At 64.6% G+C, this 25,001-nt stretch carries 25 protein-coding genes; 11 read left to right on the top strand and 14 right to left on the bottom strand.

Annotated elements, in window-relative coordinates:
• Positions 1-93 precede the first annotated feature (93 nt).
• The 4 genes from XF30_RS20500 to coaD are packed head-to-tail and all read right to left on the bottom strand — an operon-like array spanning position 94 to position 2,086.
• Positions 94-558 carry a peptidylprolyl isomerase gene (locus XF30_RS20500; protein WP_018642141.1) on the bottom strand — a complete coding sequence of 155 codons (465 nt, stop codon included), beginning with the start codon at positions 556-558 and terminating at the stop codon, positions 94-96.
• Complete coding sequence (locus XF30_RS20495; RefSeq protein ID WP_036028153.1) at positions 555-980, bottom strand: UCP034077 family protein; 426 nt, start codon at positions 978-980, stop codon at positions 555-557. Before XF30_RS20495 ends, XF30_RS20500 begins: the two co-directional genes overlap by 4 nt.
• Before the next feature lie 8 nt (positions 981-988).
• Positions 989-1,552 (bottom strand): peptidylprolyl isomerase, encoded by a 564-nt coding sequence (locus XF30_RS20490; protein WP_036012644.1) that lies wholly within the window; start codon positions 1,550-1,552, stop codon positions 989-991.
• Between the two features lie 39 nt (positions 1,553-1,591).
• The gene (gene coaD, locus XF30_RS20485) at positions 1,592-2,086 is read right to left on the bottom strand and encodes a pantetheine-phosphate adenylyltransferase (protein ID WP_036012646.1); all 495 of its coding nucleotides are present in this window, start codon (positions 2,084-2,086) and stop codon (positions 1,592-1,594) included.
• A gap of 267 nt (positions 2,087-2,353) precedes the next feature.
• Between coaD and XF30_RS20480 the strand changes: the two genes are divergently transcribed.
• Entirely contained in the window at positions 2,354-2,611 is a 258-nt protein-coding gene (locus XF30_RS20480; protein ID WP_036012649.1) for a hypothetical protein, read from the top strand.
• Between the two features lie 179 nt (positions 2,612-2,790).
• Here XF30_RS20480 and gyrA read toward each other — a convergent pair whose 3' ends face one another.
• Both gyrA and XF30_RS20470 read right to left on the bottom strand, forming a co-directional pair.
• Complete coding sequence (gyrA, locus tag XF30_RS20475; RefSeq protein ID WP_109143682.1) at positions 2,791-5,523, bottom strand: DNA gyrase subunit A; 2,733 nt, start codon at positions 5,521-5,523, stop codon at positions 2,791-2,793.
• A 359-nt stretch (positions 5,524-5,882) separates the two neighbouring features.
• The gene (locus tag XF30_RS20470; protein ID WP_025036423.1) at positions 5,883-6,377 is read right to left on the bottom strand and encodes a single-stranded DNA-binding protein; all 495 of its coding nucleotides are present in this window, start codon (positions 6,375-6,377) and stop codon (positions 5,883-5,885) included.
• Positions 6,378-6,814: 437 nt separating this feature from the next.
• Here XF30_RS20470 and XF30_RS20465 point away from each other — a divergent pair, with 437 nt between their 5' ends.
• From XF30_RS20465 to XF30_RS20445, 5 genes are all read left to right on the top strand, one after another.
• Complete coding sequence (locus XF30_RS20465; protein WP_036028162.1) at positions 6,815-7,597, top strand: outer membrane protein; 783 nt, start codon at positions 6,815-6,817, stop codon at positions 7,595-7,597.
• Between the two features lie 239 nt (positions 7,598-7,836).
• A complete protein-coding gene (locus tag XF30_RS20460) occupies positions 7,837-8,535 on the top strand; it encodes an outer membrane protein (protein WP_109143681.1) in 699 nt (232 codons plus the stop codon).
• A gap of 221 nt (positions 8,536-8,756) precedes the next feature.
• Positions 8,757-9,512 carry an outer membrane protein gene (locus tag XF30_RS20455; protein WP_036028173.1) on the top strand — a complete coding sequence of 252 codons (756 nt, stop codon included), beginning with the start codon at positions 8,757-8,759 and terminating at the stop codon, positions 9,510-9,512.
• A gap of 274 nt (positions 9,513-9,786) precedes the next feature.
• Positions 9,787-12,768 (top strand): excinuclease ABC subunit UvrA, encoded by a 2,982-nt coding sequence (gene uvrA / locus XF30_RS20450; protein ID WP_036028164.1) that lies wholly within the window; start codon positions 9,787-9,789, stop codon positions 12,766-12,768.
• A gap of 81 nt (positions 12,769-12,849) precedes the next feature.
• Complete coding sequence (locus XF30_RS20445) at positions 12,850-13,419, top strand: DinB family protein (protein WP_036028166.1); 570 nt, start codon at positions 12,850-12,852, stop codon at positions 13,417-13,419.
• Position 13,420: 1 nt separating this feature from the next.
• On the opposite strand, the gene XF30_RS20440 is transcribed toward XF30_RS20445, so the two are convergent.
• A complete protein-coding gene (locus XF30_RS20440; RefSeq protein ID WP_036028168.1) occupies positions 13,421-13,957 on the bottom strand; it encodes an RNA 2'-phosphotransferase in 537 nt (178 codons plus the stop codon).
• Between the two features lie 127 nt (positions 13,958-14,084).
• Between XF30_RS20440 and XF30_RS20435 the strand changes: the two genes are divergently transcribed.
• A complete protein-coding gene (locus tag XF30_RS20435; RefSeq protein ID WP_244608982.1) occupies positions 14,085-14,354 on the top strand; it encodes a hypothetical protein in 270 nt (89 codons plus the stop codon).
• Positions 14,355-14,516: 162 nt separating this feature from the next.
• Positions 14,517-15,164: an HAD-IA family hydrolase gene (locus XF30_RS20430; RefSeq protein ID WP_109143679.1), complete on the top strand. Its 648-nt coding sequence runs from the start codon at positions 14,517-14,519 to the stop codon at positions 15,162-15,164.
• A gap of 53 nt (positions 15,165-15,217) precedes the next feature.
• On the opposite strand, the gene XF30_RS20425 is transcribed toward XF30_RS20430, so the two are convergent.
• Positions 15,218-15,862 (bottom strand): TetR/AcrR family transcriptional regulator, encoded by a 645-nt coding sequence (locus XF30_RS20425; RefSeq protein ID WP_036028176.1) that lies wholly within the window; start codon positions 15,860-15,862, stop codon positions 15,218-15,220.
• A gap of 93 nt (positions 15,863-15,955) precedes the next feature.
• Here XF30_RS20425 and XF30_RS20420 point away from each other — a divergent pair, with 93 nt between their 5' ends.
• Together XF30_RS20420 and XF30_RS20415 are read left to right on the top strand one after the other, a co-directional pair.
• Positions 15,956-17,074 carry an alpha/beta hydrolase family protein gene (locus tag XF30_RS20420; RefSeq protein WP_109143678.1) on the top strand — a complete coding sequence of 373 codons (1,119 nt, stop codon included), beginning with the start codon at positions 15,956-15,958 and terminating at the stop codon, positions 17,072-17,074.
• Between the two features lie 29 nt (positions 17,075-17,103).
• Positions 17,104-17,919: a DUF3313 domain-containing protein gene (locus XF30_RS20415; protein ID WP_306469099.1), complete on the top strand. Its 816-nt coding sequence runs from the start codon at positions 17,104-17,106 to the stop codon at positions 17,917-17,919.
• A gap of 62 nt (positions 17,920-17,981) precedes the next feature.
• Here the strand turns inward: XF30_RS20415 and XF30_RS20410 are convergent, their stop codons facing one another.
• The 6 genes from XF30_RS20410 to XF30_RS20375 all read right to left on the bottom strand — a co-directional run bounded on the left by XF30_RS20410 (position 17,982) and on the right by XF30_RS20375 (position 24,475).
• Positions 17,982-18,935 carry a YVTN family beta-propeller repeat protein gene (locus XF30_RS20410; RefSeq protein WP_109143677.1) on the bottom strand — a complete coding sequence of 318 codons (954 nt, stop codon included), beginning with the start codon at positions 18,933-18,935 and terminating at the stop codon, positions 17,982-17,984.
• Positions 18,936-18,937: 2 nt separating this feature from the next.
• Positions 18,938-19,501: an SRPBCC family protein gene (locus tag XF30_RS20405; protein WP_036044199.1), complete on the bottom strand. Its 564-nt coding sequence runs from the start codon at positions 19,499-19,501 to the stop codon at positions 18,938-18,940.
• Between the two features lie 1,038 nt (positions 19,502-20,539).
• Positions 20,540-21,307: an AAA family ATPase gene (locus tag XF30_RS20390; protein ID WP_109143675.1), complete on the bottom strand. Its 768-nt coding sequence runs from the start codon at positions 21,305-21,307 to the stop codon at positions 20,540-20,542.
• A gap of 96 nt (positions 21,308-21,403) precedes the next feature.
• Complete coding sequence (locus tag XF30_RS20385; RefSeq protein ID WP_109143674.1) at positions 21,404-22,264, bottom strand: PCC domain-containing protein; 861 nt, start codon at positions 22,262-22,264, stop codon at positions 21,404-21,406.
• Positions 22,265-22,273: 9 nt separating this feature from the next.
• Complete coding sequence (locus tag XF30_RS20380) at positions 22,274-23,875, bottom strand: acyl-CoA synthetase (RefSeq protein WP_109143673.1); 1,602 nt, start codon at positions 23,873-23,875, stop codon at positions 22,274-22,276.
• Positions 23,876-23,980: 105 nt separating this feature from the next.
• Positions 23,981-24,475, bottom strand: coding sequence for a hypothetical protein (locus XF30_RS20375; protein WP_109143672.1), 495 nt, complete (start codon positions 24,473-24,475; stop codon positions 23,981-23,983).
• Positions 24,476-24,569: 94 nt separating this feature from the next.
• Here XF30_RS20375 and XF30_RS20370 point away from each other — a divergent pair, with 94 nt between their 5' ends.
• Positions 24,570-24,929, top strand: a complete 360-nt coding sequence (locus XF30_RS20370) for a hypothetical protein (protein WP_109143671.1) — start codon at positions 24,570-24,572, stop codon at positions 24,927-24,929.
• Positions 24,930-25,001: the final 72 nt, after the last annotated feature.

Here is a 25,001-nt window from a genome sequence, read left to right as displayed (position 1 = left end):
CGCCGTCTCGAACCATGAAGGCCGGGTTGCAGCAGTGGGGCCTTCATCCTTCGAGACGCGCGTTCCGCGCTCCTCAGGATGAGGATCGAGTGACTATTCCTTGTCCGCGGCCATCCGCGCCTTGACGATCTTGTCGGGGTTCTGCACCGGCTCGCCGCGCTTGATCTTGTCGACGTTCTCCATGCCCTCGGTGACCTTGCCCCACACCGTGTACTGGTTGTCGAGGAAGCGGGCGTCGTCGAAGCAGATGAAGAACTGGCTGTCGCCGGAATCGGGATTGGCGGCGCGGGCCATCGAGGCGGTGCCGCGCACATGCGGCTCCTTGTTGAACTCGGCCTTCAGCTTCTTGCCGGAGCCGCCGGTGCCGGTGCCGTGCGGGCAGCCGGTCTGCGCCATGAAGCCCTCGATCACGCGGTGAAACACGATGCCGTCGTAGAAGCCCTCACGGACCAGTTCCTTGATACGCGCGACATGGCCGGGCGCGAGGTCGGGGCGCATCTCGATGGTGACGGGGCCCTGCGTGGTCTCGAGGATCAGGGTGTTTTCGGTGACGCTCATGCTCGTCTCTCTTGCGTTGGGGGTGAAGTCTTGTCGGGTGACGTCTTGCGGCTGCGGAACTGGATCGCGAATGGACGTCCCGCGGCGGCGCCGGCCATTGCATCGGTAAATGGCACCGGCGTGCAGCGTTGCAACGCCTCCATCACCGCGATCCGGTATTGCAGCCGGTCGTTGTCAGAGGCCTCCGCGGATTCATAGGTAATCCTCGGATGGCCCAGAATGTTTCCGGCCCGGTTAAAGCTCACCAGGACGGTGATGTCGAGTGGGCGGGCCCTCGCCGGCGACGGCGGTCTCCAGCAGGTGCGCAGGTGCCGGAAGATGTCCTGGATCGTGTCGACCTGGGCGGCCTCCACGGCCGCACGGGAGGTGGCGAGCAACAGCACCGCGGCAACCAGCAGGAGCCTGCCACCGCGGCGCGCCATGGCCGCGCCTATTTGATGTCTGAGGCGACCTGCACCTTCACCATCTTGTCGGGATCGGTGACGGAGCCGCCGGGCGAGCCGGGGGGCGCCTTCTTCAGCTTGTCGACGACGTCCATGCCCTGCACCACCTCGCCGATCACGGTGTACTGGCCGTCGAGGCTGCCGCCGTCGGCGAACATGATGAAGAACTGCGAGTTGGCGCTGTCGACGCTGTCGCCGCGCCGGGCCATGCCGACGATGCCGCGGGCAAAATGCACCTTGGAGAATTCCTGCTTCAGGTTCGGGTATTTCGAGCCGCCGGTGCCGTTGCCGTTCTGGCCGTCGCCGGTCTGCGCCATGAAGCCGTCCATGACGCGGTGGAACGGCACGTTGTTGTAGAAGCCTTCGCGCGCCAGCTGCTTGATGCGTTCGGCATGCTGGGGCGCGATGTCGGTCCTGAGCTTGATGACGATGCGGCCCTTGGTGCTGTCGATGACGATGGCGTTGGCCTTGTCGAGATTTGCCGGCAATTGCTGCGCCACCGCCGGCGCCGCGAACAGAAGCGCGGCAAGAACTGCGAGAATTCGGATCATGACAACTCCGGATCAGAGAGAAGAGGAAGCGCGCCGTTTTCAGGCGAATTTGGCCTTGAGCTGTGCCGCGACCTGCGGCGGGACGAAGGCCGAGACGTCCCCGCCCATGCCGGCGATCTGGCGCACCAAAGTGGCGGTGATCGGGCGGACCATGGGAGAGGCCGGCAGGAAGACCGTATGCACCTCCGGCGCCATGGCCTCGTTCATGCCGGCGAGCTGCATCTCGTAATCGAGGTCGGTGCCGTCGCGCAGGCCCCGGATCATGATGGTCGCGCCGTGCTTGCGCGCCGCGGTCACCGACAGATCGTCGAACGTCGTCGCCTCCAGCACGCAGCCGGCCTGCGCCGCAATCGGACCGCAGACCTCCTCGAGCATCTTGAGGCGCTCCTCGGTCGAGAACAGCGGCTTCTTGCCGGGATGCACCCCGATCGCGACCACGAGCCTGTCGCACAAGGAAACGCTGTGCCGGACCACGTCCAGATGGCCGTTGGTGATGGGGTCGAAGGAACCTGGGTAGAAGGCGATGCGCGGCATGGCCCCGTCCTACCGCGCCCCGCCCGGACCGGCAAGCCGGGCAGGTTCCTAGCCCGTTTCCGGACCAGCCCCTCCGAAAATGTCCCGTTGGGCGTCAGCGGCAGCCGGTTTGTTTCGTCCTCGGGCGGCCACGAAACAAAACGGAGCGCGAACGAAACCATTTCCCACATCGGCGAAGACGTCCGGAAACTGGCCATGGTTACTAATCCGGCCAACGAATGACGGGCCGCGTACTGGGCGTAGGCGGCCGCATCACAGGGGACTGTCATGATCAAGACCATTTCAGCGATCGCTCTGTCTGCGTGTGTTGCCGCGGCCCTCACCCTCCTGCCCGGCTTTGCTCCGAAGGTCGAAGCCAGCGTGCCGCAGCCGCTGGCCAAGAGCGACCGGCTCGACATCCGCAGCATCGGCCGTGACTGCTCGCAGCAGGCCTGGCCGAACTTCGAAGCGTCCTGCCTGCGTAGCGCCGGCACCAAGGCCAACGTCCGCGAGGCCCGCCTCGTGACCGCCAACCGCACGCCGTAATCGGATCTGTCAGGTTCGCGTCGGGCGGGTCCCTCAAGACCCCAGGAACATTTGTGACGTCTCGTCGCAGACTACGCGACGCTCGCGCCCGTCGGAATGGCCCGACGGGCGCGATCTCGTTCAGGGGGCACTATCGGCTGCGAGGAACGGCGGGTGGATGAGTCCCGATTCGCCAGCCTCTATTCCCCGTTCGCTCCATTCCCGTTCTCGGCCTCTTCCGTGATGTGCTCGACTGACACCACGTGCTCGTCCTCGGCGGTGTCGAACACGATCACGCCTTGCGTCGAGCGGCCGGCGATGCGGATGCCTTCGACCGGGCAGCGGATCAGCTGGCCCTTGTCGGTGACCAGCATGATTTGATCCGCCTCCTCCACGGGGAACGAGGCGACGAGATTGCCGTTGCGGTGGTTGACGCTCATGGCGACGATGCCTTTGCCGCCGCGGCCGGTGGTGCGGTACTCGTAGGACGAGGTCCGCTTGCCGTAGCCGTTGACGGAGACGGTCAGCACAACCTGCTCCTGCGCCGACATCTCGACATAGCGCTCCTGCGGGAGCTGGAAGCTGCCCGAGGTCTCCTCGGCCTCGGCATCGGCCGGCGCCTCGTCTGCGGCGGCTTCGCCCGCGACCGCGCGGCGCATCTTCAAATAGGCCGAGCGCTCGTCCGAGGTGGTGTCGACGTGGCGCAGGATCGCCAGCGAAATCACCTTGTCGCCTTCGCCGAGCGCAATACCGCGCACGCCCATCGAGGTGCGCCCGGTGAATACGCGCACATCGGTGACGGGGAAGCGGATGCACTGGCCGCCGGCAGCGGTCAGCAGCACGTCGTCGCGCTCGGTGCAGATCTGCACGTCGACGATCGCCTCGTTGTCGTCGAGCTTCATGGCGATGATGCCGGAGCGGCGGACGTCGACGAAGTCGGACAGCTTGTTGCGCCGGACGTTGCCGCCCGTGGTCGCGAACATCACGTCGAGCTGGCCCCAGGTCGATTCATCCTCCGGCAGCGGCATGATGGTGGTGATGCGCTCGCCCTGCTCCAGCGGCAGGATGTTGATCATGGCCTTGCCGCGCGCGTTCGGCGCGGCCATCGGCAGCCGCCAGACCTTTTCCTTGTAGACCTGGCCGCGCGAGGAGAAGAACAGCACCGGAGTATGGGTCGAGGCGACGAAGAGCCGGCTGACGAAATCCTCGTCGCGGGTCTGCATGCCGGAGCGGCCCTTGCCGCCGCGGCGCTGCGCCCGGTAGGCCGACAGCGGCACGCGCTTGACGTAGCCGGCGTGCGAGACCGTGACAACCATGTCCTCGCGCTGGATCAGGTCCTCGTCCTCGACCTCGCCCTCCTGCTCCATGATCACGGTGCGGCGGGGCGTGGCGAACTCGGTCTTCACCTCGGCAAGCTCGGTCTTGATGATGTCGAGGATGCGCCCGCGCGAGCGCAGGATGTCGAGATAATCGCTGATCTCGCCGGCGAGCTTGGACAGCTCCTCGCCGATCTCGTCGCGGCCGAGCGCGGTGAGGCGTGCCAGGCGCAGCTCCAGGATCGCCCTCGCCTGCTCCAGCGAGAGGCGGATCGTCCCGTCTTCGTTGATGCGGTGACGGGGATCGTCGATCAGCGTGATGATGTCCTCGACGTCGCGCGCGGCCCAGTCGCGGGTCATCAGGGTCTCGCGGGCGGCGGCCGGCGTCGGCGAGTGCCGGATCACCTTGATGATCTCGTCGATATTGGCGACCGCGATGGCGAGGCCGACCTGCTCGTGCGCGCGCTCGCGCGCCTTGCGCAGCTTGTATTTGGTCCGGCGGGTCACGACCTGCTCGCGGAAGCCGACGAAGATCGTCAGCATGTCCTTCAGGTTCATGGTCTGCGGACGGCCGGAATCGAGCGCGACGGCGTTGACGCCGAAGCTCGTTTGCAGCGGCGTGAACTTGTAGAGCTGGTTCAGTACCACGTCGGGCACGGCATCGCGCTTGAGCTCGACGACGACGCGGTAGCCGTCGCGGTCGGACTCGTCGCGCAGGTCGGAGATGCCTTCGATCTTCTTTTCCTTGTAGAGCTCGGCGATGCGCTCGACCATCGTCGCCTTGTTCACCTGATACGGGATCTCGGTGATGACGATCGCCTCGCGTTCTTTCCGGAGCGTCTCGAAGGTGACCTTGCCGCGCATCACGATGGAGCCGCGGCCGAGATGATAGGCGCTGCGGATGCCCTGGCGTCCGAGAATGATGCCGCCGGTCGGGAAATCAGGCCCCGGGATGATGGCGTTGAGCTCGTCGATCGTCAGCGCCGGATTGTCGATCAGCGCGACGCAGGCGTCGATCACCTCGCCGAGATTGTGCGGCGGGATGTTGGTGGCCATGCCGACCGCGATGCCACCGGCGCCGTTGACCAGGAGGTTCGGGAACCGGGCGGGCAGCACCACCGGCTCCCTTTCGGAGCCGTCGTAATTGTCCTGGAAGTCGACCGTATCGTCGTCGATGTCCTCGAGCAGCTTCAGCGCGATCTTGGTCAGGCGCGACTCGGTGTAGCGCATCGCCGCCGGGGGATCGCCGTCGACCGAGCCGAAATTGCCCTGCCCGTCTATCAAGGGCGCGCGCATCGAGAAGTCCTGCGCCATGCGCACCAAGGCGTCGTAGATCGCCTGGTCGCCATGCGGGTGGTACTTACCCATGACCTCGCCGACGGCACCGGCGGACTTCTTGTGCTTCTTATCCGGGGTATCGCCGCGATTGTTCATCGCGAACAGGATGCGGCGATGGACCGGCTTCAACCCGTCGCGGGCATCGGGCAGCGCACGCGCCACGATCACGCTCATGGCGTAATCGAGGTAGGACTTCTTCATCTCCTCGTAGATCGAAACGGGGCGAATGTCCGAGGGGTGCGCCGGCTGGTCGCCGGGCTTGTTATCGTCGTCAGCCAAGGGGAAATCCGGTGAGGGTTTGTCTGGGAATCATATAGCGCATCCGGGGTCGGATAACCACCCTGACCGCCCTCGGAAAGTCCTTTTTCCGCTTATTCTTCCAATAACTTACGGCTTCGGAACAGCGCCCTGCACGCCCCCGGAATCGGCCCTTCATGAACGCCCGCAACGCCGGCCTGAACACGCGTCAAGGGGCCTCCGGTCAGCCCGTTTTGCCCGGCTTGATACGAATCTCACCCCACACATGAAGCGGGCCCGGAAAATCCGAGCCCGTTCAGTCAATTAGGAATGTCTCCTGACGGGGAGGCGCAAGCGGCGCCGAGGTTGCCGCCGCATCTCCGTCGAGTAATCCCGCCCTCTCAGAACGGGATATCGTCGTCCATGTCGCTGTTGCGGCCGCCGCCGGCGGCAACGGGACGGCGCGGCGCGCTGCTGACGGGTCCGGAGGAGCCGAAGTCGCCGCCCGGCTCGTCGCCGAAGCTGCCACCTCCGCCGCCGCCACCGCGGCCGTCCAGCATCGTCAGCGTTGAGTTGAAGCCCTGCAGCACGACCTCGGTCGAGTATTTCTCGACGCCGCTCTGGTCGGTGTACTTGCGGGTCTGGAGCGCGCCTTCGATGTAAACCTTTGCGCCCTTCTTCAGATACTGTTCGACGATCTTGCAAAGCGGCTCAGAGAAGATCACGACGCGATGCCATTCGGTCTTCTCCTTGCGCTCGCCGGTGTTCTTGTCGCGCCAGGTCTCCGAGGTCGCGATGCTCAAATTCGCGATCGGCCGCCCGTCCTGGGTGCGGCGGATTTCGGGATCCTTGCCGAGATTTCCAACCAGAATGACCTTGTTGACGCTTCCCGCCATCGCCGCTCTCCACTCCGAATGCCACTGAATCTCAAAAGGGCGAATCCGCTGCCCGCGTTCCTCTGCGCCCGCTAGGGCGACCCTATACGCTTGCGGACACCGATCAGCCTGCCACCCCCAAGGTTATCCCCACATATAGCATCGCGCGCACGTTTGTTCCAGATTTGTTCTTCATCATGGGCGGGCAGACATTTTCCCGCGTCCCGCGAAAAACGTCAGCCCCGAATGGAACCTTTTCGAGTTCCCTTGAATAGGAAAAAACTCTTAACATTCATCAAGATGGAACCTGTCAATAGTCTGGCGAGTGTGGCTTTCCGGAGACGGACTCTGCCCTTTCCTTAGGCTACCTTTGCCTTGGAATTGATTCATATGGGTGTCGCGTCTGATCAGCCGCTTCAGGGACTTTCATGAAGCGGACGAAACTTGGGGAGACTGCAATGAATAAGATTCTTTTCGGCGTAATCAGTGCAATGGCATTGGGGCTGTCGGCTCCGGCAAGCGCGGCGGATATGGCTGCGCGTCCCTACACCAAGGCTCCGGCCCCGGCGGTCGCCGCGGTTTACGACTGGAGCGGCTTCTACATCGGCGTCAACGGCGGCGGCGGCACGAGCCGCAAGTGCTGGGACTTCGTGACCCCGGTCACGGGCGTTCTGGTGGCTGAAGGCTGTCACGATGCGACCGGCGGCACGGTCGGTGGTCAGATCGGCTACCGCTGGCAGTCGGCCAATTGGGTGTTCGGCCTCGAGGGCCAGGGCAACTGGGCTGACTTCTCGGGGGACAACGTCAGCCTCCTCTTCCCTGGAAGCGCTTTGGTCACCGGTGATCGTAACCGCTCTCACATCGATGCTTTTGGCCTGATCACGGGCCAGGTCGGTTATGCCTGGAACAACGTGCTGCTCTATGTGAAGGGCGGCGCCGCCGTAGTCGGGGACAAGTACGACGTCTATGCCGCTCCTGGCACGCCTGGCGCCGGCACGCTGCTGGCGTCGGCTCGCGAGACCCGCTGGGGCGGCACCGTTGGCGCCGGCTTGGAATTCGGATTTGCTCCGAACTGGACGCTCGGCGTCGAGTACAACCACATCTTCCTCGGCGACCGCACGATCGCCTTCACGACGCCTGCGGGCGTTGCCTTCGGGAGCGATCGCATCAGTCAGGACGTCGACATGGGTCTGGTCCGCTTGAACTATCGCTTCGGCGGCCCGCTGGTCGCGAGGTACTGATATCCCTCTCATTTCGCGAGCAAATGGAAGGGCCGGCCCTGCGCCGGCCCTTCTTTTTTTCGGCACATGCCTGGACGTAAATAAGTCAGTAACCATCACCTTTTGGACTGTTGTGGCTTTTCGGAGACACAACTTGCGGCTTTGGTGGTGTAAAGACGGCGTCAGTTGGGCCGTTTGAGTCCGCTGCCCTTCCGCCACGGAACGCAACAACAGAAACTGGGACTGGGATTAAGTTGAAAATGAAGAAGGTTTTGTTGGCTTCGGCCTGTGTATTCGCCATTGCGGCCCCCGCTTCGGCTGCTGATCTGGCAGCCCGCCCCTACACCAAGGCCCCCGCGCCTGTGGCCTCGGTCTACAACTGGACCGGCTTCTATCTCGGTATCGTCGGCGGCGGCGCCTGGGAAAACAGCTCCGATGATCCGCGCATGCAGGGCGGTTTCGTCGGCGGCACCGTTGGCTACAACTGGCAGACCTCCAACGTCGTGTTCGGCATCGAAGCTGATGGCGCGTGGGCTGACGTAAACGCCTCGGCGACCGGTCTTGTTGATTTTGGTGGCGCCCTCGTTCCCACGACGGTCAGTTCGCGTATCGACGCGCTCGGCACCGTGCGTGGTCGCATCGGCTGGCTCGCTTCCCCGAGCGTCCTGCTGTACGCCACGGGTGGTTACGCCTGGATCAACAACAAGATCAGCGTCAGCGCGCCCCCTGTTCTGAGCCTCTCGGAGAGCCAGTTCCATTCGGGCTGGACGGTCGGCGCGGGCGTCGAGGCGATGTTTGCTCCGAACTGGTCGGTCAAGGGCGAGTACCTCTATCGCAGCCTGGGCGGCGAGACCTACTTCTCGGGCGTCTTCCCGGTCAACACCGGCACTCTCGACCTCCACACCGTGCAGGTCGGCGTGAACTACCACTTCGGCGGCCCGGTCGTCGCCAAGTACTGAGCTTCGTCTCTGACGCATCATCGTCACGAAAGGCCGGCCTCGCGCCGGCTTTTTTGTTTGTTGCGGCCGCCCGTTCGCTCGCGTTTTCGGAGGGATGTGACCTCTAGGTGACACAACCTTTGGCTTCAATGGTGTAAAGCAATGACGTTGCTTGGGTCATAAGTCCGCTGCTCTTCCGCTTTCCGGAAGACCGGAATGAGAAATGGAAGTGGGGAATGGATATGAAGAAGCTTTTGCTGGCTTCGGCCAGCTTGTTCGCACTCAGCGCGTTGGCACCGGCCTCGGCCGCCGATTTGGCGGCCCGCCCCTACACCAAGGCTCCGGTGGCACCGATCGCGGTGTACAACTGGAGCGGTTTCTACCTCGGCGCCAACGCCGGCGGTGGCTGGAGCCGCAACTGTTGGGATCTCACCAGTGTCGGCCCCTTCGTGGTCGCTCCGGCGGTGGCCGAAGGTTGTCACAATGCGACCGGCGCACTCGTCGGCGGCCAGATCGGTTATCGCTGGCAGTCCGCCAACTGGGTATTCGGTCTCGAAGCCCAGGGCGACTGGGCTGACCTGAAGGGTTCGAACATCAGCTCGCCTGCCGCGCTCGCGCCGCTGGTGAACGAGACCAGGATCGACGCCATTGGCCTCTTCACTGGCCAGGTCGGTTATGCCTGGAACAACGTGCTTTGGTACGTGAAGGGCGGCGCTGCCGTCACTCACAACAAGTACACTGGTAGTTTTGGCGGCGTCACGCTCGACACCGCGAACGAAACGCGCTGGGGCGGTACCGTCGGCACCGGCATAGAATTCGGCTTCGCCCCGAACTGGTCGGTCGCTGTCGAATACAACCACCTGTTCATGGGCAGGCACAACGAGACCTTCACCTTCCTCGGCGTGACCACTCGCACCGACAGCATCAAGCAGGACGTGGACATGGCTACCGTTCGACTCAACTACACCTTCGGTGGCCCGGTGGTCGCGAAGTACTGATCACGATCGACGTCACATCGTCACGAAAGGCCGGCCTCGCGCCGGCCTTTTTGTTTTGGCTGGGTGCTCCGCGAGCGGTTCCGCGCGTTCCTGCTGCCAGATCCCGCCAGCACGCCAACAATCCGTTGACGATTCGCAAGTCCCACTGGAAATCCGCCGCCGTTCTTCCTACGTTCGCTGCCATACCCATCGGCGCCGATCCCGGTTCCGGGCGCAGCGCGCCTTTTTTGTTGGCGCGATCGCGCACCTTTGGGCTTCCTTGAGGGCAACTCGGATGGATGAAGTGATCAAGGCGAAGCGCCAACAACAGAACGCGGGCTCCAGCCTGCGCGCAATTACGATCCGCGGCGCGCGCGAGCACAACCTCAAGAATATCGACGTCGAGATTCCCCGCGACAAGCTGGTGGTGTTCACCGGGCTATCCGGCTCCGGCAAATCCTCGCTCGCCTTCGACACCATCTATGCCGAGGGCCAGCGCCGCTACGTCGAATCGCTGTCGGCCTATGCCCGCCAGTTCCTGGAGATGATGCAGAAGCCCGACGTCGACCAGATCGACGGCCTGTCGCCGGCGATCTCGATCGAGCAGAAGACGACGTCGAAGAACCCGCGCTCGACCGTCGGCACCGTCACCGAGATCTACGACTACATGCGCCTGCTCTGGGCCCGCGTCGGCGTGCCCTATTCGCCGGCCACGGGCCTGCCGATCGAGAGCCAGACCGTCTCGCAGATGGTCGACCGCGTGCTGGCGTTGCCCGAGGGCACCCGCCTCTATCTGCTCGCCCCCGTCGTGCGCGGCCGCAAGGGCGAGTACAGGAAGGAGCTCGCCGAATGGCTCAAGAAGGGCTTTCAGCGCGTCAAGATCGACGGCACCTTCCATGAGCTGGCGGAAGCTCCTAGCCTCGACAAGAAATTCCCGCACGATATCGACGTGGTGGTCGATCGCATCGTGGTGCGTGCCGATATCGGCCAGCGCCTCGCCGAGAGCTTTGAGACCGCGCTAAAGCTCGCCGAAGGCCTTGCCGTCGTCGAGTTCGCCGATGCGCCCGCGGCGGCTGCGCCTGCGGAGGAAAAGAAGAAGACCGCGAAAATCCACGACAAGAGCGGGCCCGAGCGCATCCTGTTCTCGGAAAAGTTCGCCTGCCCGGTCTCCGGCTTCACCATCCCCGAGATCGAGCCGCGCCTGTTCTCCTTCAACAATCCCTACGGCGCCTGCCCCGCCTGCGGCGGCCTCGGCGTCGAGCAGCATGTCGACGAAGACCTCGTCATCCCTGAGAAGGATCTGACGCTGCGCAAGGGCGCGATCGCGCCCTGGGCCAAGTCGTCGTCGCCCTATTACGTGCAGACGCTGACCGCGCTCGGCAAGCACTACAAGTTCACGCTCGACACCAAGTGGAAGGATCTGCCGAAGAAGACGCAAAACGCGATTCTCTACGGCTCGGGCGAGGACGAGATCAAGTTCTCCTACGAGGACGGGGTGCGCTCCTACGACACCAAGAAGCCGTTCGAAGGCGTCATCACCAACATCAACCGCCGCTACCGTGAGACCGAGAGCGAGTGGGCGCGCGAGGAGCTGGCGAAATATTTCCACGACGTCCCCTGTGAGGGCTGCAAGGGCTTTCGGCTCAAGCCCGAGGCGCTCTGCGTCAAGGTCGGCGGCAAGCATATCGGCGAAATCTCGGAGCTGTCCGTGAAGGGCGCCGGCGCATGGTTCGAGACCGTGCCGGAGGCGCTGAACGCGCAGCAGAACGAGATCGCGGGCCGCATCCTGAAGGAGATCCGCGAGCGCCTCACCTTCCTGCTCGACGTCGGCCTCAATTATCTGACGCTGTCCCGCTCCTCCGGCACGCTGTCCGGCGGCGAGAGCCAGCGCATCCGCCTCGCCTCGCAGATCGGCTCGGGGCTCACAGGCGTGCTCTACGTGCTGGACGAGCCTTCGATCGGCCTGCACCAGCGCGACAACGCCCGCCTGCTCGATACGCTGAAGCGGCTGCGCGACCTCGGCAACACCGTGGTCGTGGTCGAGCATGACGAGGACGCCATTCGTCTCGCCGACTACGTGCTCGACATCGGCCCCGGCGCCGGCATGCATGGCGGCAACATCGTCGCCGAAGGCACGCCCGCCGAGATCATGCGCAACCCGAAATCGCTGACCGGCAAGTACCTCACCGGCGAGCTCGAGGTCGAGGTGCCGGAGCGGCGTCCGCCGAATCACCGCCGCACCATCAAGGTGGTGAATGCGCGAGGCAATAACCTCAAGAACGTCACGGCGGAAATTCCGCTCGGCCTGTTTACCTGCGTCACCGGCGTCTCCGGCGGCGGCAAGTCGACGCTGCTGATCGATACGCTCTACCGCGCCATCGCCCGCAAGCTGAACAACGCCAGCGAGGGCGCCGCCCCGCACGACCGCATCGAGGGCCTCGAGCACATCGACAAGATCATCGACATCGACCAGTCACCGATCGGCCGTACGCCGCGTTCGAATCCGGCGACCTATACCGGCGCGTTCACGCCGATCCGCGAATGGTTCGCCGGCCTGCCGGAAGCGAAAGCACGTGGCTACGAGCCCGGCCGCTTCTCCTTCAACGTCAAGGGCGGCCGCTGCGAGGCCTGCCAGGGCGACGGCGTCATCAAGATCGAGATGCACTTCCTGCCCGACGTCTACGTCACCTGCGACGTCTGCAAGGGCAAGCGCTACAACCGCGAGACGCTGGAGGTGCTGTTCAAGGGCAAGAGCATCGCCGACGTGCTCGACATGACTGTCGAGGAAGCTGCCGAGTTCTTCAAGGCGGTGCCGCGCGTGCGCGAGACTTTTCAGACATTGCACCGCGTCGGCCTCGACTACATCCATGTCGGCCAGCAAGCGACGACGCTCTCGGGCGGCGAAGCCCAGCGCGTCAAGCTGGCAAAAGAATTGTCAAAGCGCGCGACCGGCCGCACGCTCTACATCCTGGACGAGCCCACCACCGGCCTGCACTTCCACGACGTCAAGAAGCTCCTGGAGGTCCTGCACGAGCTGGTCGCGCAGGGCAACACGGTCGTCGTCATTGAGCACAATCTCGAAGTCATCAAGACCGCCGACTGGGTCATCGATCTCGGCCCCGAAGGCGGCGACGGCGGCGGCGAGATCGTGGCGTGGGGACCTCCGGAAGACATTGCGAAGGCGCCGCGAAGCTATACGGGCAAATTTTTGGCTCCCGTGCTGGAGAAGGCGCGGAAGCCGAAGCGGAGGCGAACCGCGAGCGAGGCGGCGGAGTAGATTGCGCTGCATCGAAGCCACGGGGCTGAGGGCGGATTAGCGGAGCGTAATCCGCCACTATTCGATCGGGAAAGAACCGACATGTCCGCTGGACTCGTCCAAACCTACCGCGCCTTCGCCCACAACAACGCTTGGGCGAACCATCGCCTGCTCGCCGCCTGCGCTGCGCTATCCCAGTCTGAATTCGAAGCCCACCGCACCGGCTTCTTTCCAAGCCTGCAGCGTACGCTGAACCACATCTACATCATCGACTTCTTCTACATCGATGCGCTTGAAGGGGGCTGGCTCGGACCGGCAGCCTGGAAGAACGAGGTGCCGTACCCCTCGTTAGCCGAGCTCAAAGCTGCCCAGGCCGCAATGGACAACCGCCTGATTGCGATCTGCGATGCGCTGACAACTGAACGGCTCGACGCCTTCGTCCGGATCAACCGCGATACGAGCGTTCAAACCGAGCGCTGCGACCGGCTGCTCATGCATCTCTTCCAGCATCAAATTCATCATCGCGGACAGGCGCATGCCATGCTGTGCGAAACGGATGTCGCGCCCCCGCAGCTCGACGAGTTCTTCGCGGAAGGCGAAGCGCCGCTGCGAGCCGCCGAATTCGCCGAACTCGGCTGGACCGAGGAGACCGTTTGGAAATCCAGGACGTAAGCTACGCCAGGAACTCCGGCGGCACATGGTCGGTCAGCCACACACCGTTCTCTGCGCGAAAAAACTTGAATCCCTTGGCATGCATGCTGCCGGCATCGACCTTGAAGATGTGCGGCTTGCCGTGGCGCTGACCGACACGCTGCGCAGTTGCCTCGTCGGAGGACAGATGCACCTGCTGGCGCGCCTGCGGCTTCAGGCCCTCGGACAGGATCGCCTCGACAAACCGTGTCGCCGTGCCATGATACAGGATCGACGGCGGCTCCTGCGGCGCCAAGCCAAGTTCAACCGAGACGGAATGTCCTTGCGCGGCGCGAATGCGATCAGTTCCAGGGGACAGCGAGAAACGCTTCTTGTCGCTCTCTGCGACGACGCGCAGCAGATCATCGCGGCCAAACTTTGTGCCGGCGGCATTTGCCTTGGCGATCAGGTCGTCGATGCTGGCCCACCCGTGCGAATCCAGCACCAACCCGATCGTTTCCGGCTGGTGGCGCAGGACCAGGCTCAGAAATTTGCTGAGCTGGGTGTCATTGATCGGCATGGTTACCCTTCCAGTCCCGCATCACTACACTCAAGTAGTTGGCAAGGCCAGATGATCGATCTGGAGGGAGCAATGAGCCAGTCGAACCTATACGCTATTTCGGAACGCGATCCTCGCCGAGCAACAGGTGACTTGCGTCTACGAGGGTCGCCGTCGCGAGCTCTGTCCGCATATCATCGGCACCGACAAGTCCGGTGACGAAGCCGTGCTGGCTTGGCAGTTTGCAGGCGAAAGCAGCGGATCGCTGCCGCAATGGCGCTGCCTGAAGCTGGCCAATGTCAGTGGTGCCCGGGCGCGGGATGGCCGCTGGCATGAAGGCGGCTCGCATAAGAGCACCCAGACCTGCGTGGCGAAGATCGATCTCGACATCAATGTCGATGTTCGTAAGTTGCGGTGAGGGAGCTACAGGGGTCGAGATCGGAATCGAACCCCGTCGACCACGACGTAACGGCCGATCGCAGGGTTGATTTCGATCCGCTCGTGTCGCATGGCTGTCCTCGAACTCCACGAATATTAGCAGGCGACCTCACGCTTGTCAGCGAGCTCAAAATCCGGCCTCATGCCCTATTCCCTCGCCATATTCGATCTCGACGGTACCCTCGCCGACAGCTTCCCGTGGTTCCTGCGCACCATCAACGACGTCGCGGACCGCTTCGGCTTTCGCCGCGTAAAGGACGAGGATGTCGAGGAGCTGCGCCACGCCTCGTCGCGCGAGATCCTCGCCAAGCTCGAAGTGCCCATGTGGAAGCTGCCGGCGATCGCGCGGCATGCGCGGCGTCTGAAGGCGGAGTCGGCTTCCGAGATTTCGCTGTTCGCAGACGTCGAGACGATGCTGCGAACGCTGGCCGAGAACGGCGTGCAGCTGGCGCTGGTGACGTCCGACAGCGAGGCCAATGCGCGCGAGAAGCTCGGGGACGCCGCAGCGCTGTTCTCGCATTTCGACTGCGCAGCGTCGCTGTTCGGCAAGGCCGCGAAATTCCGCCGGGTCATCCGCCGCGCCGGCGTCGCGCCTAGCAGGGTGATCTCGATCGGCGACGAGGTCCGCGACATCGACGCGGCGCGGGCGGTCGGGATCGCCTGCGGCGCGGTGTGCTGGGGCTATGCGGCACCGGCGGCGCTAACGGCGCTTCGGCCCGACCATGTGTTCGAGCACATCCGTGACATCGCGCCGGCGCTGATCGGCGTCACAGCTCCGATGCGGGCTTAACACCACCGCGCGGCCGTATTGCTTTTCCATCGAGAGCCCGGGCCGGCCCTCACTCACTCGCCGGATCGACCGGCAGCCTTGCGCGAGGCTCCCGCTCCGATCTCCCGGTTCAGGCACGCAAAAGCCTCTTTCACGTAGACGGCCAAGGGCCGCTTGCCCTGGTCGCGATTCCAACTGTCCATCGCAAGCCGCAAGGCTCCGACCGACATCATGGCGACCACGCGCAGCGCAGCCTGCCGATGCGGCTGCGGCCACATCTGGGACAGCGCCGCGAACACGGCAGCTTCCTTCTCGACGTATTTCGCCTGCTGCCGGATGCGAAGCGACTCGTTCGCGGACATCAGGCGCTCGATCACTTTTGTTTGCTTGTAATCGACCGGGAAGCGGGCTGTCAGCTCCAGCAGGCCGTTCCTTGCGGCATCGAGCGGCGACTGCTTGGTCGTTTGCTCGAGCACGGCGGCACGCAAGGTCTCGCTGAAACCACCATCCTGCCACGCCAGGAGGATCTCTTCCTTGGACTTGAAGTAGTAGAAGAACGTCCGCCGCGAGATCCCCGCCGCCTCCGCGATCGCGTCGAGCGTGGTGGCATCATAGCCCCTGGTCAGAAACAGTTTAAGGCCCTGCTCGGCGATACGATGCAGCGTTTCGCGCCGCTTCCGCTCGCGCAGGCCTTCCTCCTTCCGGGATGAACTTTTCATGACCTGTTTTGCCATGAAATCGACCAGTTTGCAAAATTACACTAAGTGCAATACGTCGATTACACTCGGTGCGACTTCATACAAGGTGCCTTCATGGTGAACGGGTTGAGCGACACTTCCTCTCAGCATGTGCGATCCGCGCACGCGAATGGCGCGGACGGTGCGAGCGGAGCGACAAGCCTGACCCGACGGCGGTTCGGTGCCGCGCTGCTGGCGGTCGCCGTCACGGCCACGCTCGCCGCGCCTCCAGCCCGGGCGCAGTCCGCGCCCCCCGCGGTCGTCGACTTCGACTGGGTCGATCCGGCGCGTTCGCGGCCCGTTCCGGCGCGCCTGCACTGGCCGGCGGATGTTGCGCCGGGATCGCGCGTGCCGCTCATCGTGTTCTCCCATGGGCTCGGCGGCTCTCGCCGGGGCTACAGCTATCTGGGGCGATATTGGTCGGCCCGCGGCGTCGCCAGCCTGCATGTTCAGCATGCCGGCAGCGATTCCTCGCTCTGGCCGGGCAATCCCCTCGCCGTCGTGGACCGCCTGCAGCGTGCCACTCACGAGAGCGAGGCGCTGGCGCGAGCCCTGGATCTGCGCTTTGCCCTGGATCGCATGCTGTCGAGTCCCCATGGTGCCCACGTAGACCGCCGGCGCATCATGGCGGCGGGGCATTCCTATGGGGCGAACACGGCGCTTGTTGCGGTTGGCGCCCGCGTGATGCGCGACGGCAAGTGGGTCGAGGCGCGCGACCCGCGCTTTGCCGCCGCCATCGTCATTTCGGCCCCTCCATTCTATGGCGAACCCGATCTTGCCTCGGTGTTGAGCAGGATCACCGTTCCAACCCTGCACGTGACGGCGACGAAGGACGTCATCCAGATCCCCGGATATTACTCACCCGCTGCCGACCGGCTGGAGGTCTTCAACGCCATTGCCACACCGCGCAAGCTGCTTGCCGTGTTCGAAGGCGGCTCGCACAGCATCTTCACCGATCGCTCGTTTACCGGTGGTCCGGCGCTCAACCCGAAGGTGAAGCTCGCGACGGCCGAGCTCACCCTGGCCTTTCTCGACCTGGTTTTCGATGGCAACGGTGCCACGCTGGCGCGCTGGAACGTGACCTGGCAGCCCATGCTCGCCTCGGCGCCGGGCGCCGCACCTTCTCCCCTGCCCGTCGCGCAGTCCCGGCGCGTGGCCCAGGGAGTGGCGACCGGTCTCGTTCCCTCGCCATGAGGTGGCTCGCAGTTGCGGTCTTGAGCTCGATGGCCGCCGGTTGCGCGGCGGCTCCGCTGGAACGAGCGGGGTCGCTGGCCTCCTACGACGATCTCACGCCGTCCGATGGTCTCTTGACCAAGTCGCAGCTCCGGATCAGCAAGGCTGATGTTCTCGCCGCGAAGACCGCTCGCATCGAGCCGACCGCGTTCACGGCGACCGCAGCCAGCCAGCCGTTCACGCCGCAGCAGCGCAGGCTTATCAAGAACGCAATCAACAGAGCGATGTGTCTTGCGCTCAGCGAGCGCTTCCGGATCGTAGCTCCCACGGAGGCTGCGGACTTGAATGTTCGCGCCGTCATCACACAGATTGCGCCGACCGATGCGGCGGCAGCCGGCGTCTCCAAGGTCGCGAGCGTCGTGCCGTCCATCGTCGCTCCCGGCGTGCCCATTCCGGTGCCGCGCCTTCCGATCGGACTGGGAAGCCTGTCCGTCGAGGCCGAGGCCCGTGACCGCAGCGGCAACCAACAGGCGGCCATGATCTGGGCGCGCGGAGCGAACTCCTTCACCAGCGCTCCGCGTGTATCGAGCGATGGCGACGCCTATGACCTGGCCGAGGCTTTCGGAAGCGATTTCGGGAGGTTTCTCGTTGCCGCGGAGAGCCCGTTCGGGAAGGTCCCCACGCCGCCTTCCGTCGACAGATTGAGCGCCTCTCTCGGTGGTGCGCCCAAGGAAGCGATCTGCGAAACATTCGGCCGGGCGCCAGGATTGGCAGGCCTGGCCGGAGAAAGAATCGGGCTGCCGCCGGACTGGACCGACCGAGGCGCGCCGGAGAACACGATCTTGGAAGCGCAGAACGTCAATTGAGCTCTGGCGGAATGGCCGCTTGAATTCGGCCGGCCGGAGCAACGGCCTCGGGTTGTGACGAACTACTCCGTCCTGCGCAGGAACGCCCCGAACGCCCTTGGGCCGTCGCCGGTCTTGATCTCGCCGATCACCTTGAGCTCGGCCGCATCGATGATGCTTAGCGTGTTGCTTTCCCAGCAGGCGACAATGACGCGCTTGCCGTCGGCAGTCGCCGCAATGCCTTCGGGATAGTCGCCGACATGGATGCGCTTGACCGGCTTGAGGCTCGCCAGGTCGAACACGCTGACGGTGCCGCCATATTGGTCGGTGACGAAGCCTCGGCCTAGCGTCAGCGCCACCGCATATGGGCGCATGCCGACCGGCACGCGGCCGATCTCGCGGCCTTCCGCGATATCGATCACGGAGACATCGTCGGAGCCGACATTGGCGGTGTAGGCGCGCTTGCCCTCGGCATCGATGGTGACGCCGAACGGGCGGGTGCCGACCTTGATCACGGCCTTGCGTTGGCGCGTTGCCGTTTCCACCACCGAGACGCTGTCGTCGTCGCGGTCCGCCGAGAGCAGCAGCTTGCCGTCGGGCGTCACCGCAAGACCCGACGGCGAGGCGCCGACCGCGATGCTCGCGACAACGCTGCGCGAGGCCGTATCGATCACCCGCACCGCGGCCGCGTACCAATCGGCGACATAGACCGTCTTGCCATCGGGCGCCACGGCAATGCCGAGCGGCCCGCCGCCGACCTCGACGCGGCCGGCGACCTGCCGCGTGGCAGCGTCGACCACCGTCACCGCCTTGGCATCCGGGCTCGTGACATAGGCAAAGCGCCCGTCGGCGCTGACGGCGACGCCGGCCGGCTTGCCGCCGATTGGGATGGTCGCAACGCCGCGCGCGCCAGCGAGATCCACCACCATCAGATCTTCGCTGAGCTGGTTGGTGACGAACGCCTCGTCGGCGCGCGCGCTTCCAAAGCCGGCGTAACAAAGGCTGGCGGCGAGCGCCGCCAGAACCAGCGCTCGCACGATCAGCTGCCGCTCTCGATCTTCTTCTTGAGCGCCTCGAGCCCGGCCTTGTACAGCCCGCTCACGGCCTTGATCGCGGCCTCGTCGCTCAGCTCCGGCGGCGGGTCGTTGTTGGGATAGCCGCGATAGAACGCGCCGGCCCATTCCAGCTTGGCCTTGCCATCAGGCGCGGGCGAGACCGTCAGGGTCGAGGAATAATTGGTCACAGGCAGCACCTTCACGTCGACCTTGGTGATCCGGTACGAATAGCTCTGCATGTCGGGCTCGTATTTGTAGAGCTCCTCCTCGACCGTCCCGCCGCCCGTCAGGGTCAGCTTGCGCGTGGCGCCGATCTCGTTGCCCTTCTCGCCTTCGGTCTTGGTGACCGGCTGAAGCCAGCTCATGTCCTGGAAATTGCCGATCACCGCCCACACCTTGGCGGGGGCCGCGTTGATCTCGATGGATTCCCGCACCTTCTGCCGCGTCGGCCCATGGGCCCAGACCGGCTCGAAGGCGGTCATCAGAGCCATCCCCGCCACCGCCAGCGCCGCCACCCCGGCGATCGCCGGTCCGCTTCTCATCCTCATCTCGTTTCCTCGTTTCTCAATCTGCGCGACTTGGAACACGCGCTGAGGTCATGCTAGCGCATTTTTGGGCCATGGGGAGACCCGTTCGTGGCACGGCGGTGGCAAAGCCAATGCACACCATTGATTGGGTTGGTCGACGGGCAAAACACCAGACCGGGGTCAACCTGGCCAAGCCGAAATAATTCGCTTTACGCGAATTCGGAATTATCGCATGTTGCGGTCACCCCAACCCGGGCCGAGGGGCGCATCGCGATCGTCACGAACGCGGGATGGGAGGTGGTGGACGCAGGCAGCGTCGCGCGCAAGCGGTTTGCAGGGCGGATCACTCCGTGAGCAGGCGAGGCGCGCACACGACGGGCGCAGTCTGCGTACGGCAAAATCGTGTGGTCCTGGCGCCCGGGGTCTGTGCGCCAAGGCTTGCGGTGACGTTGCGGGCCGACCGGGCCCGCACCGTCAGTCATCCGCAAGGCGACGGGGGCAATAGTGCATCGCTCCCCGGGGAGAGCACGACATAAGCCGTCAACCCACTGCGCAGGGAAGGCCGGATGTTTGGCTTCACCTGTATGCCGCTGTGCAGCTTTTTCAAGCACACGCTTCGCACAGTGGACCGCGGGTGCCAGCCGGCGCCCGGCCTTCCCTGCGCCCTCGGCACTCTCGAGGGTGGCGAATGCAGCAAAGCTCGGGCGGACTCTGCCGCGAGGATGTGAAGCCGCGCCAGCGAATTGATAACGGTCTCGTGTCACAGACGCTGCGCAGCACCATAAGCGCGTTCACGCGCGTCTTCGACGCTATGGTGATGCGCTGCAGAACCGGAGCCCATGCATCCGCGATGCTGCGGCTTTCTGAGTCCCGGCTCTGCGCCGCAATGCTCACGCGTTGCAGCTTGACCGGGACACGGGAGTTGGCGCACTGCTGCTCCACACTCCGTCATTGCGAGCGCAGCGAAGCAATCCAGACTGCTGCCGCGGAAAGATTCTGGATTGCTTCGCTGCGCTCGCAACGACGACAGAGAGAGCTACTGTTAGGGGATCCCCTCGCCTACTCCCCCAGCGTCGCCTCCACGAACCCGCGCGGATCGACACAAAACTCACGCATCAACCGGTAATGGTCGGTCTGCTCCACCGTGACAGGCTCCAGGCCGTATTTGCCGAGCCGCAGCAGCCGCGCGTTGGGATAGGCCATGAGCATCGGCGAATGCGTTGCCATGATGACCTGGCAGATGCGGGAGTCTTCCATGCGCCGCAGTAGCTTGAGGAATTCGATCTGGCGCGCCGGCGACAGCGCCGATTCCGGCTCGTCGAAGATGAAGATGCCCTGGCGCTGGCAACGCTCCTCGAAGAAGCGCAGAAAACCTTCGCCATGGGAGTGCGACAAGAAATCGGGACCGACCTGGCCGGCGTCGCGCGCAGCCTTGTCCAGATATCGCGCGACCGAGAAAAAGCTCTCCGCACGAAAGAACCAGCCGTTGGTGATCTTCGGCAGCCAGCTTGCGCGCAGCGCCTTGGAGAGTTGGCCGCCCATCTCCTCGCGCGCTTCGGAATGATCGACCGGCTTGTAGCCCTTGCCGCCACCGGCATCGTCATAGCCGGCGAGCGCTGCGATGCCTTCGAGGATGGTCGACTTCCCGGTACCGTTCTCTCCAACGATGATCGTGATGGGGCTGTCGAAGCTAAGCTCGAAATCATCAGGGAAGACGGGCAAGCAAAACGGATAGGCTTCGCGGTCGCGAACCTGCGACGGGTCGAGCCATACCCGCTTCAGATACGGCGCTGGAAGGTTGATCGTTCGATTGCCTCTTCGTGCCATGACGTCCTGCCGCTACTCGCATCCGCAACGGAACATGACAGGAACATCCGGATTGCAAAAGCGCTATCTTGCACCCACTCCCTTACGGCTGACGAGCTAGTCCCCTGCCTCCAGCACCAGCTCCATCGTCATCAGTACCGGATTGTCGCCACGGATCAGACGCCCCTCCGCAACGCCGCCGGTGTAGTCGATCAGGGCGACATCGAGCGCAGCTTCCAGCGCGCCGGAGGCGCCGGGCGCGATTGTCCCTGCCGTAATCGCCAGCTCCGTCGCAAACGGCTCGGTCACGCCGCCATGGCTGAAGCGCGCGCCGATGGTCGATCCGACGCCGCCATGGATCTTCGCGCGGGCGATGCCGTTCGTGCGGCAGAACGCTTCGAGTGCGCCGGCAAAATCCTGGTTCGGGCGCAGGCGGAGCGCGAAGGCGCGGCTCGTCGTGCGCACGCCGGTGCTTGCAGCCGCGACCGGTCCGAACAGCTTGAAGTTGGTCTCCGCATCATGCTCGGCCGTGAACATCGCACCGTCGAGACCGAAGGCCTCGACCTCGAACGGCTCGGCGACGACGGTCTCGTCCGGCATCATGTGGCCGCCGCTCGTCTTGCCGTCAGCCTCCGTCCACAGTCCGTGGCAATGAAAGAACGGCGCAGCGTCGCGCGTGCCGAGCGTCATGCTGCCGAGCCTCAAACGCGTCACGCCGGCGGGCCGGAACGTATCGCTGTAGAACGCCGCATTCTCACCGGTCTTCGACAGCGCCGGCATGACATAGGCGAACGGCCCGAGCGCGCCATGGCGAAAATTCAGCACGCCGCCGGCGAAGCCCTCCGCGGCAAAGCCGCGCCGCGCGGCCTCCAGCAGCGGCAGACCGGCCTGAAGTGTGAACGAGAAAGCGCGTCCCCTCGCCTCCACCCATTGAATGCGTTCGGGAAGCGGCGCGCCCGGCTGCTTGATGCTCCGCATCTGGTGCGCTCAGCTCGCCTTGTCGAGGTCGAGCAGCCCGCGCGCCTCGAGCTCGTCGCGCACCATGCGCTTCGGCACCTTGCCGTAGCCCGATTTCGGCAGCGCGTCCCAGAAGAAGAAGCGCTTCGGCATCTTGTAGCGCGGCACTTTCGGCGACAAGAACGCCGCCATCTCCGCTTCGGTCACCGCCTTCGCGCCTTCTCGGACAACGCAGACGGCGACACCGACCTCGCCCCAGGTCGCGTCGGGCACGCCGAGCACGGCGACCTCGCCGATCCCGGGATGGGTCAGGATCTTCTCCTCGATCTCGCGCGGATAGATATTGGAGCCGCCGGAGATGTACATGTCCGACGCACGTCCTGTGATGTACACAAAACCCTCCTCGTCCATGTGGCCGAGGTCGCCGGTGCGGAACCAGCCATTGCGGAACGCCTTCGCATTGGCTTCGGGGTTGTCGTAATAGCCGGCGAACACGGCAGGCCCGATCACGCAGATCTCACCGCTCTGGTTAGCCTTGAGCTCGCGGCCCTCATCGTCCTGAATCGACACCTGCATGCCGGTGCGCTCGAAGCCGCAGGTGCCGATCCTGGCGTGCGGGCCGTCCTCCGGGTCGTGCAGCGCCGCCGGCAGCACGGTGATGTTGCCGGTGACCTCACCGAGGCCAAAATACTGCACGATCACCTTGCCGAGCTTCTTCAACGCCGCCTTCTGGTCCTCGCGATACATCGGCGCGCCCGCATAGATGACGTGGCGCAGCGAGGAATGGTCGTATTTGCCGGCGGCGGGATGCTCGACCATCATCTTCAGGATGGTCGGCACGGTGAAGAGATTGCTGACGCGATGCGCCTCGATCAGGCGGAACGCCTCGTTGATGTCGAATTTCTCGGTCGGCAGCAGCACGGTGCGCGCGCCGCGCGCGGTCTGCATCAATTGGTGCACGCCGGCACCGTGCGACAACGGTGCCACCACCAGCGAGGCATCCTGCTCGGTCGTGCCGGGCGTCAGATCGGCGAGATGATTGGTAACGACGAATCCCATCTGGCCGTGGGTGAGCACGGCCGCCTTGGAGCGTCCAGTGGTGCCGGAGGTGAAGAAGAACCAGCAGGGATCGTCATGCTCGACGGCGACATTCTCCACAACGGCGCCCGCGTGCGAGGCGATCGCATCGGCCACCGAGCGCTCGCCGAACGCGGCCTTGCCGTCGACGCTCCAGGTGAACTCCAGCGCACCGTCCTTCACCGCCGCGGCGTGCTCGGGGAAATCGACATGGCACAGGAACGCCTTGGCGCCGGAGGCCTGCGCGAGATAGCTGACCTCATCCGGCATCAGACGGAAATTGGTGGGCACCCAGACCGCGCCGAGCCGAAACGCGGCGAACATCGAGACAAACATCTCATCGCCATTCTTGGAATGGACGAGGATGCGGTCGCCCTTGGCTATGCCCCGCGCGGCGAGCGCCGCGGCCAGGGCGGAGACCTGCGCATCGATCTCGCGCCAGGTCCAGGACTTGTCCCCCCAGACGAAGCCGGGACGCGCGCCATGCCGCCGCGCATTCTGGGTCAGCATATAGGCGAGATTCATGACGCGGCGGGACATGCGCAGGGGCTGCATCGGGCTTCCTCTTCGACGACGGGCGGCACGCAAGCCGTCCGTTCATTGCAGCCCATTTATCGCCATCGCCAGCGGCCCTGCAAGGCCGGGTGCCGCGGACTTGGCCTACTGCTGGAACGCAAAAGGCGTCGCCGTGATGGCCTTGGTCTTCCAGCAGGCTTGCGGACCAAAGCCGCCGCAGAAACTGCCATGCAGATCGAAGCGGATGGTGCGCGCGGCGCCGCGCTTCACTGGCGGGGCCATGATCTTATAGCGGAGCACGTAGCCGTCGAACACCTCGCGCACGCTGCCATCCGGCAGCGTCACCAGGATCTTCATGACGCAACCGCCGGTTCCGCAATAGGTCGTCTCGCGATCGCCGCATTTGGTGTCCTGGAAATCGACGATGTAGTCCTCGCGGCCATCGCCGGTCAGGTCGATCCTGCGCACCGTATCATGCGCGAAGGTCACCTCGCCGCCTTGCTGGCTCTCGCATTCCTCGTTGGCGTAGCGCACAGCCTTCTGCACGCCGGGCGGATAATCGGCCGGATTGAACGGCTTTGCGTCGTCGGCACGCGCGCCGGTCACGAGCAAGCTGAGCAGGAGGATCAGATATCGCATTGGTGTTGGTCGCAACCACAAACGATATCGTTCAGGAAATCTTAAACATGATCGACGCAACCTCGCTCAGTTCTCGCGTACAGAGTGCCGCATCATGGTCAAAGCGCCTGCCCTCCTTCTGTTGTCACTGGCGCTCGCCGGATGTGCCGCGACTCCGCAAGCGCATCTGGCATCCGATCTCGCCGTCAAGCCTGCGCGTTATGCCTGGGATGGCGCCGGCGAGGATCCCAACCGGCCCCGCGCCGCCTCGCAGCCGACACGAACCTCCAGCCGCTCCGAGCGCAACAGGTTGCAAGCCGACGCTCAGCCCCATTCGAAGGAACGGTGGCAGGCGCAGGATGGCATCGAGGCCGAACAGGACGCCAGGGTCAGCCGCTCCCTGGTCATCTGCCAGGGCTGCCTCCGCCCGCAGCCACAGGCCGAAGATTCCAGGCTCGCCAAAGCGACCGATTGAACGGAACAGCTTCGGATTGGAAACCCCGGCCGGACCGCGCGTTACGATCTCGTGCGCGAGGCCGGCAGCTGC

The organism is Bradyrhizobium sp. SUTN9-2 (genome assembly GCF_003122645.1).
Lineage (GTDB): Bacteria > Pseudomonadota > Alphaproteobacteria > Rhizobiales > Xanthobacteraceae > Bradyrhizobium > Bradyrhizobium yuanmingense.
The sequence above is the reverse complement of the archived record's forward strand: the minus strand, read 5'-3'. Positions and strand labels throughout refer to the sequence as shown.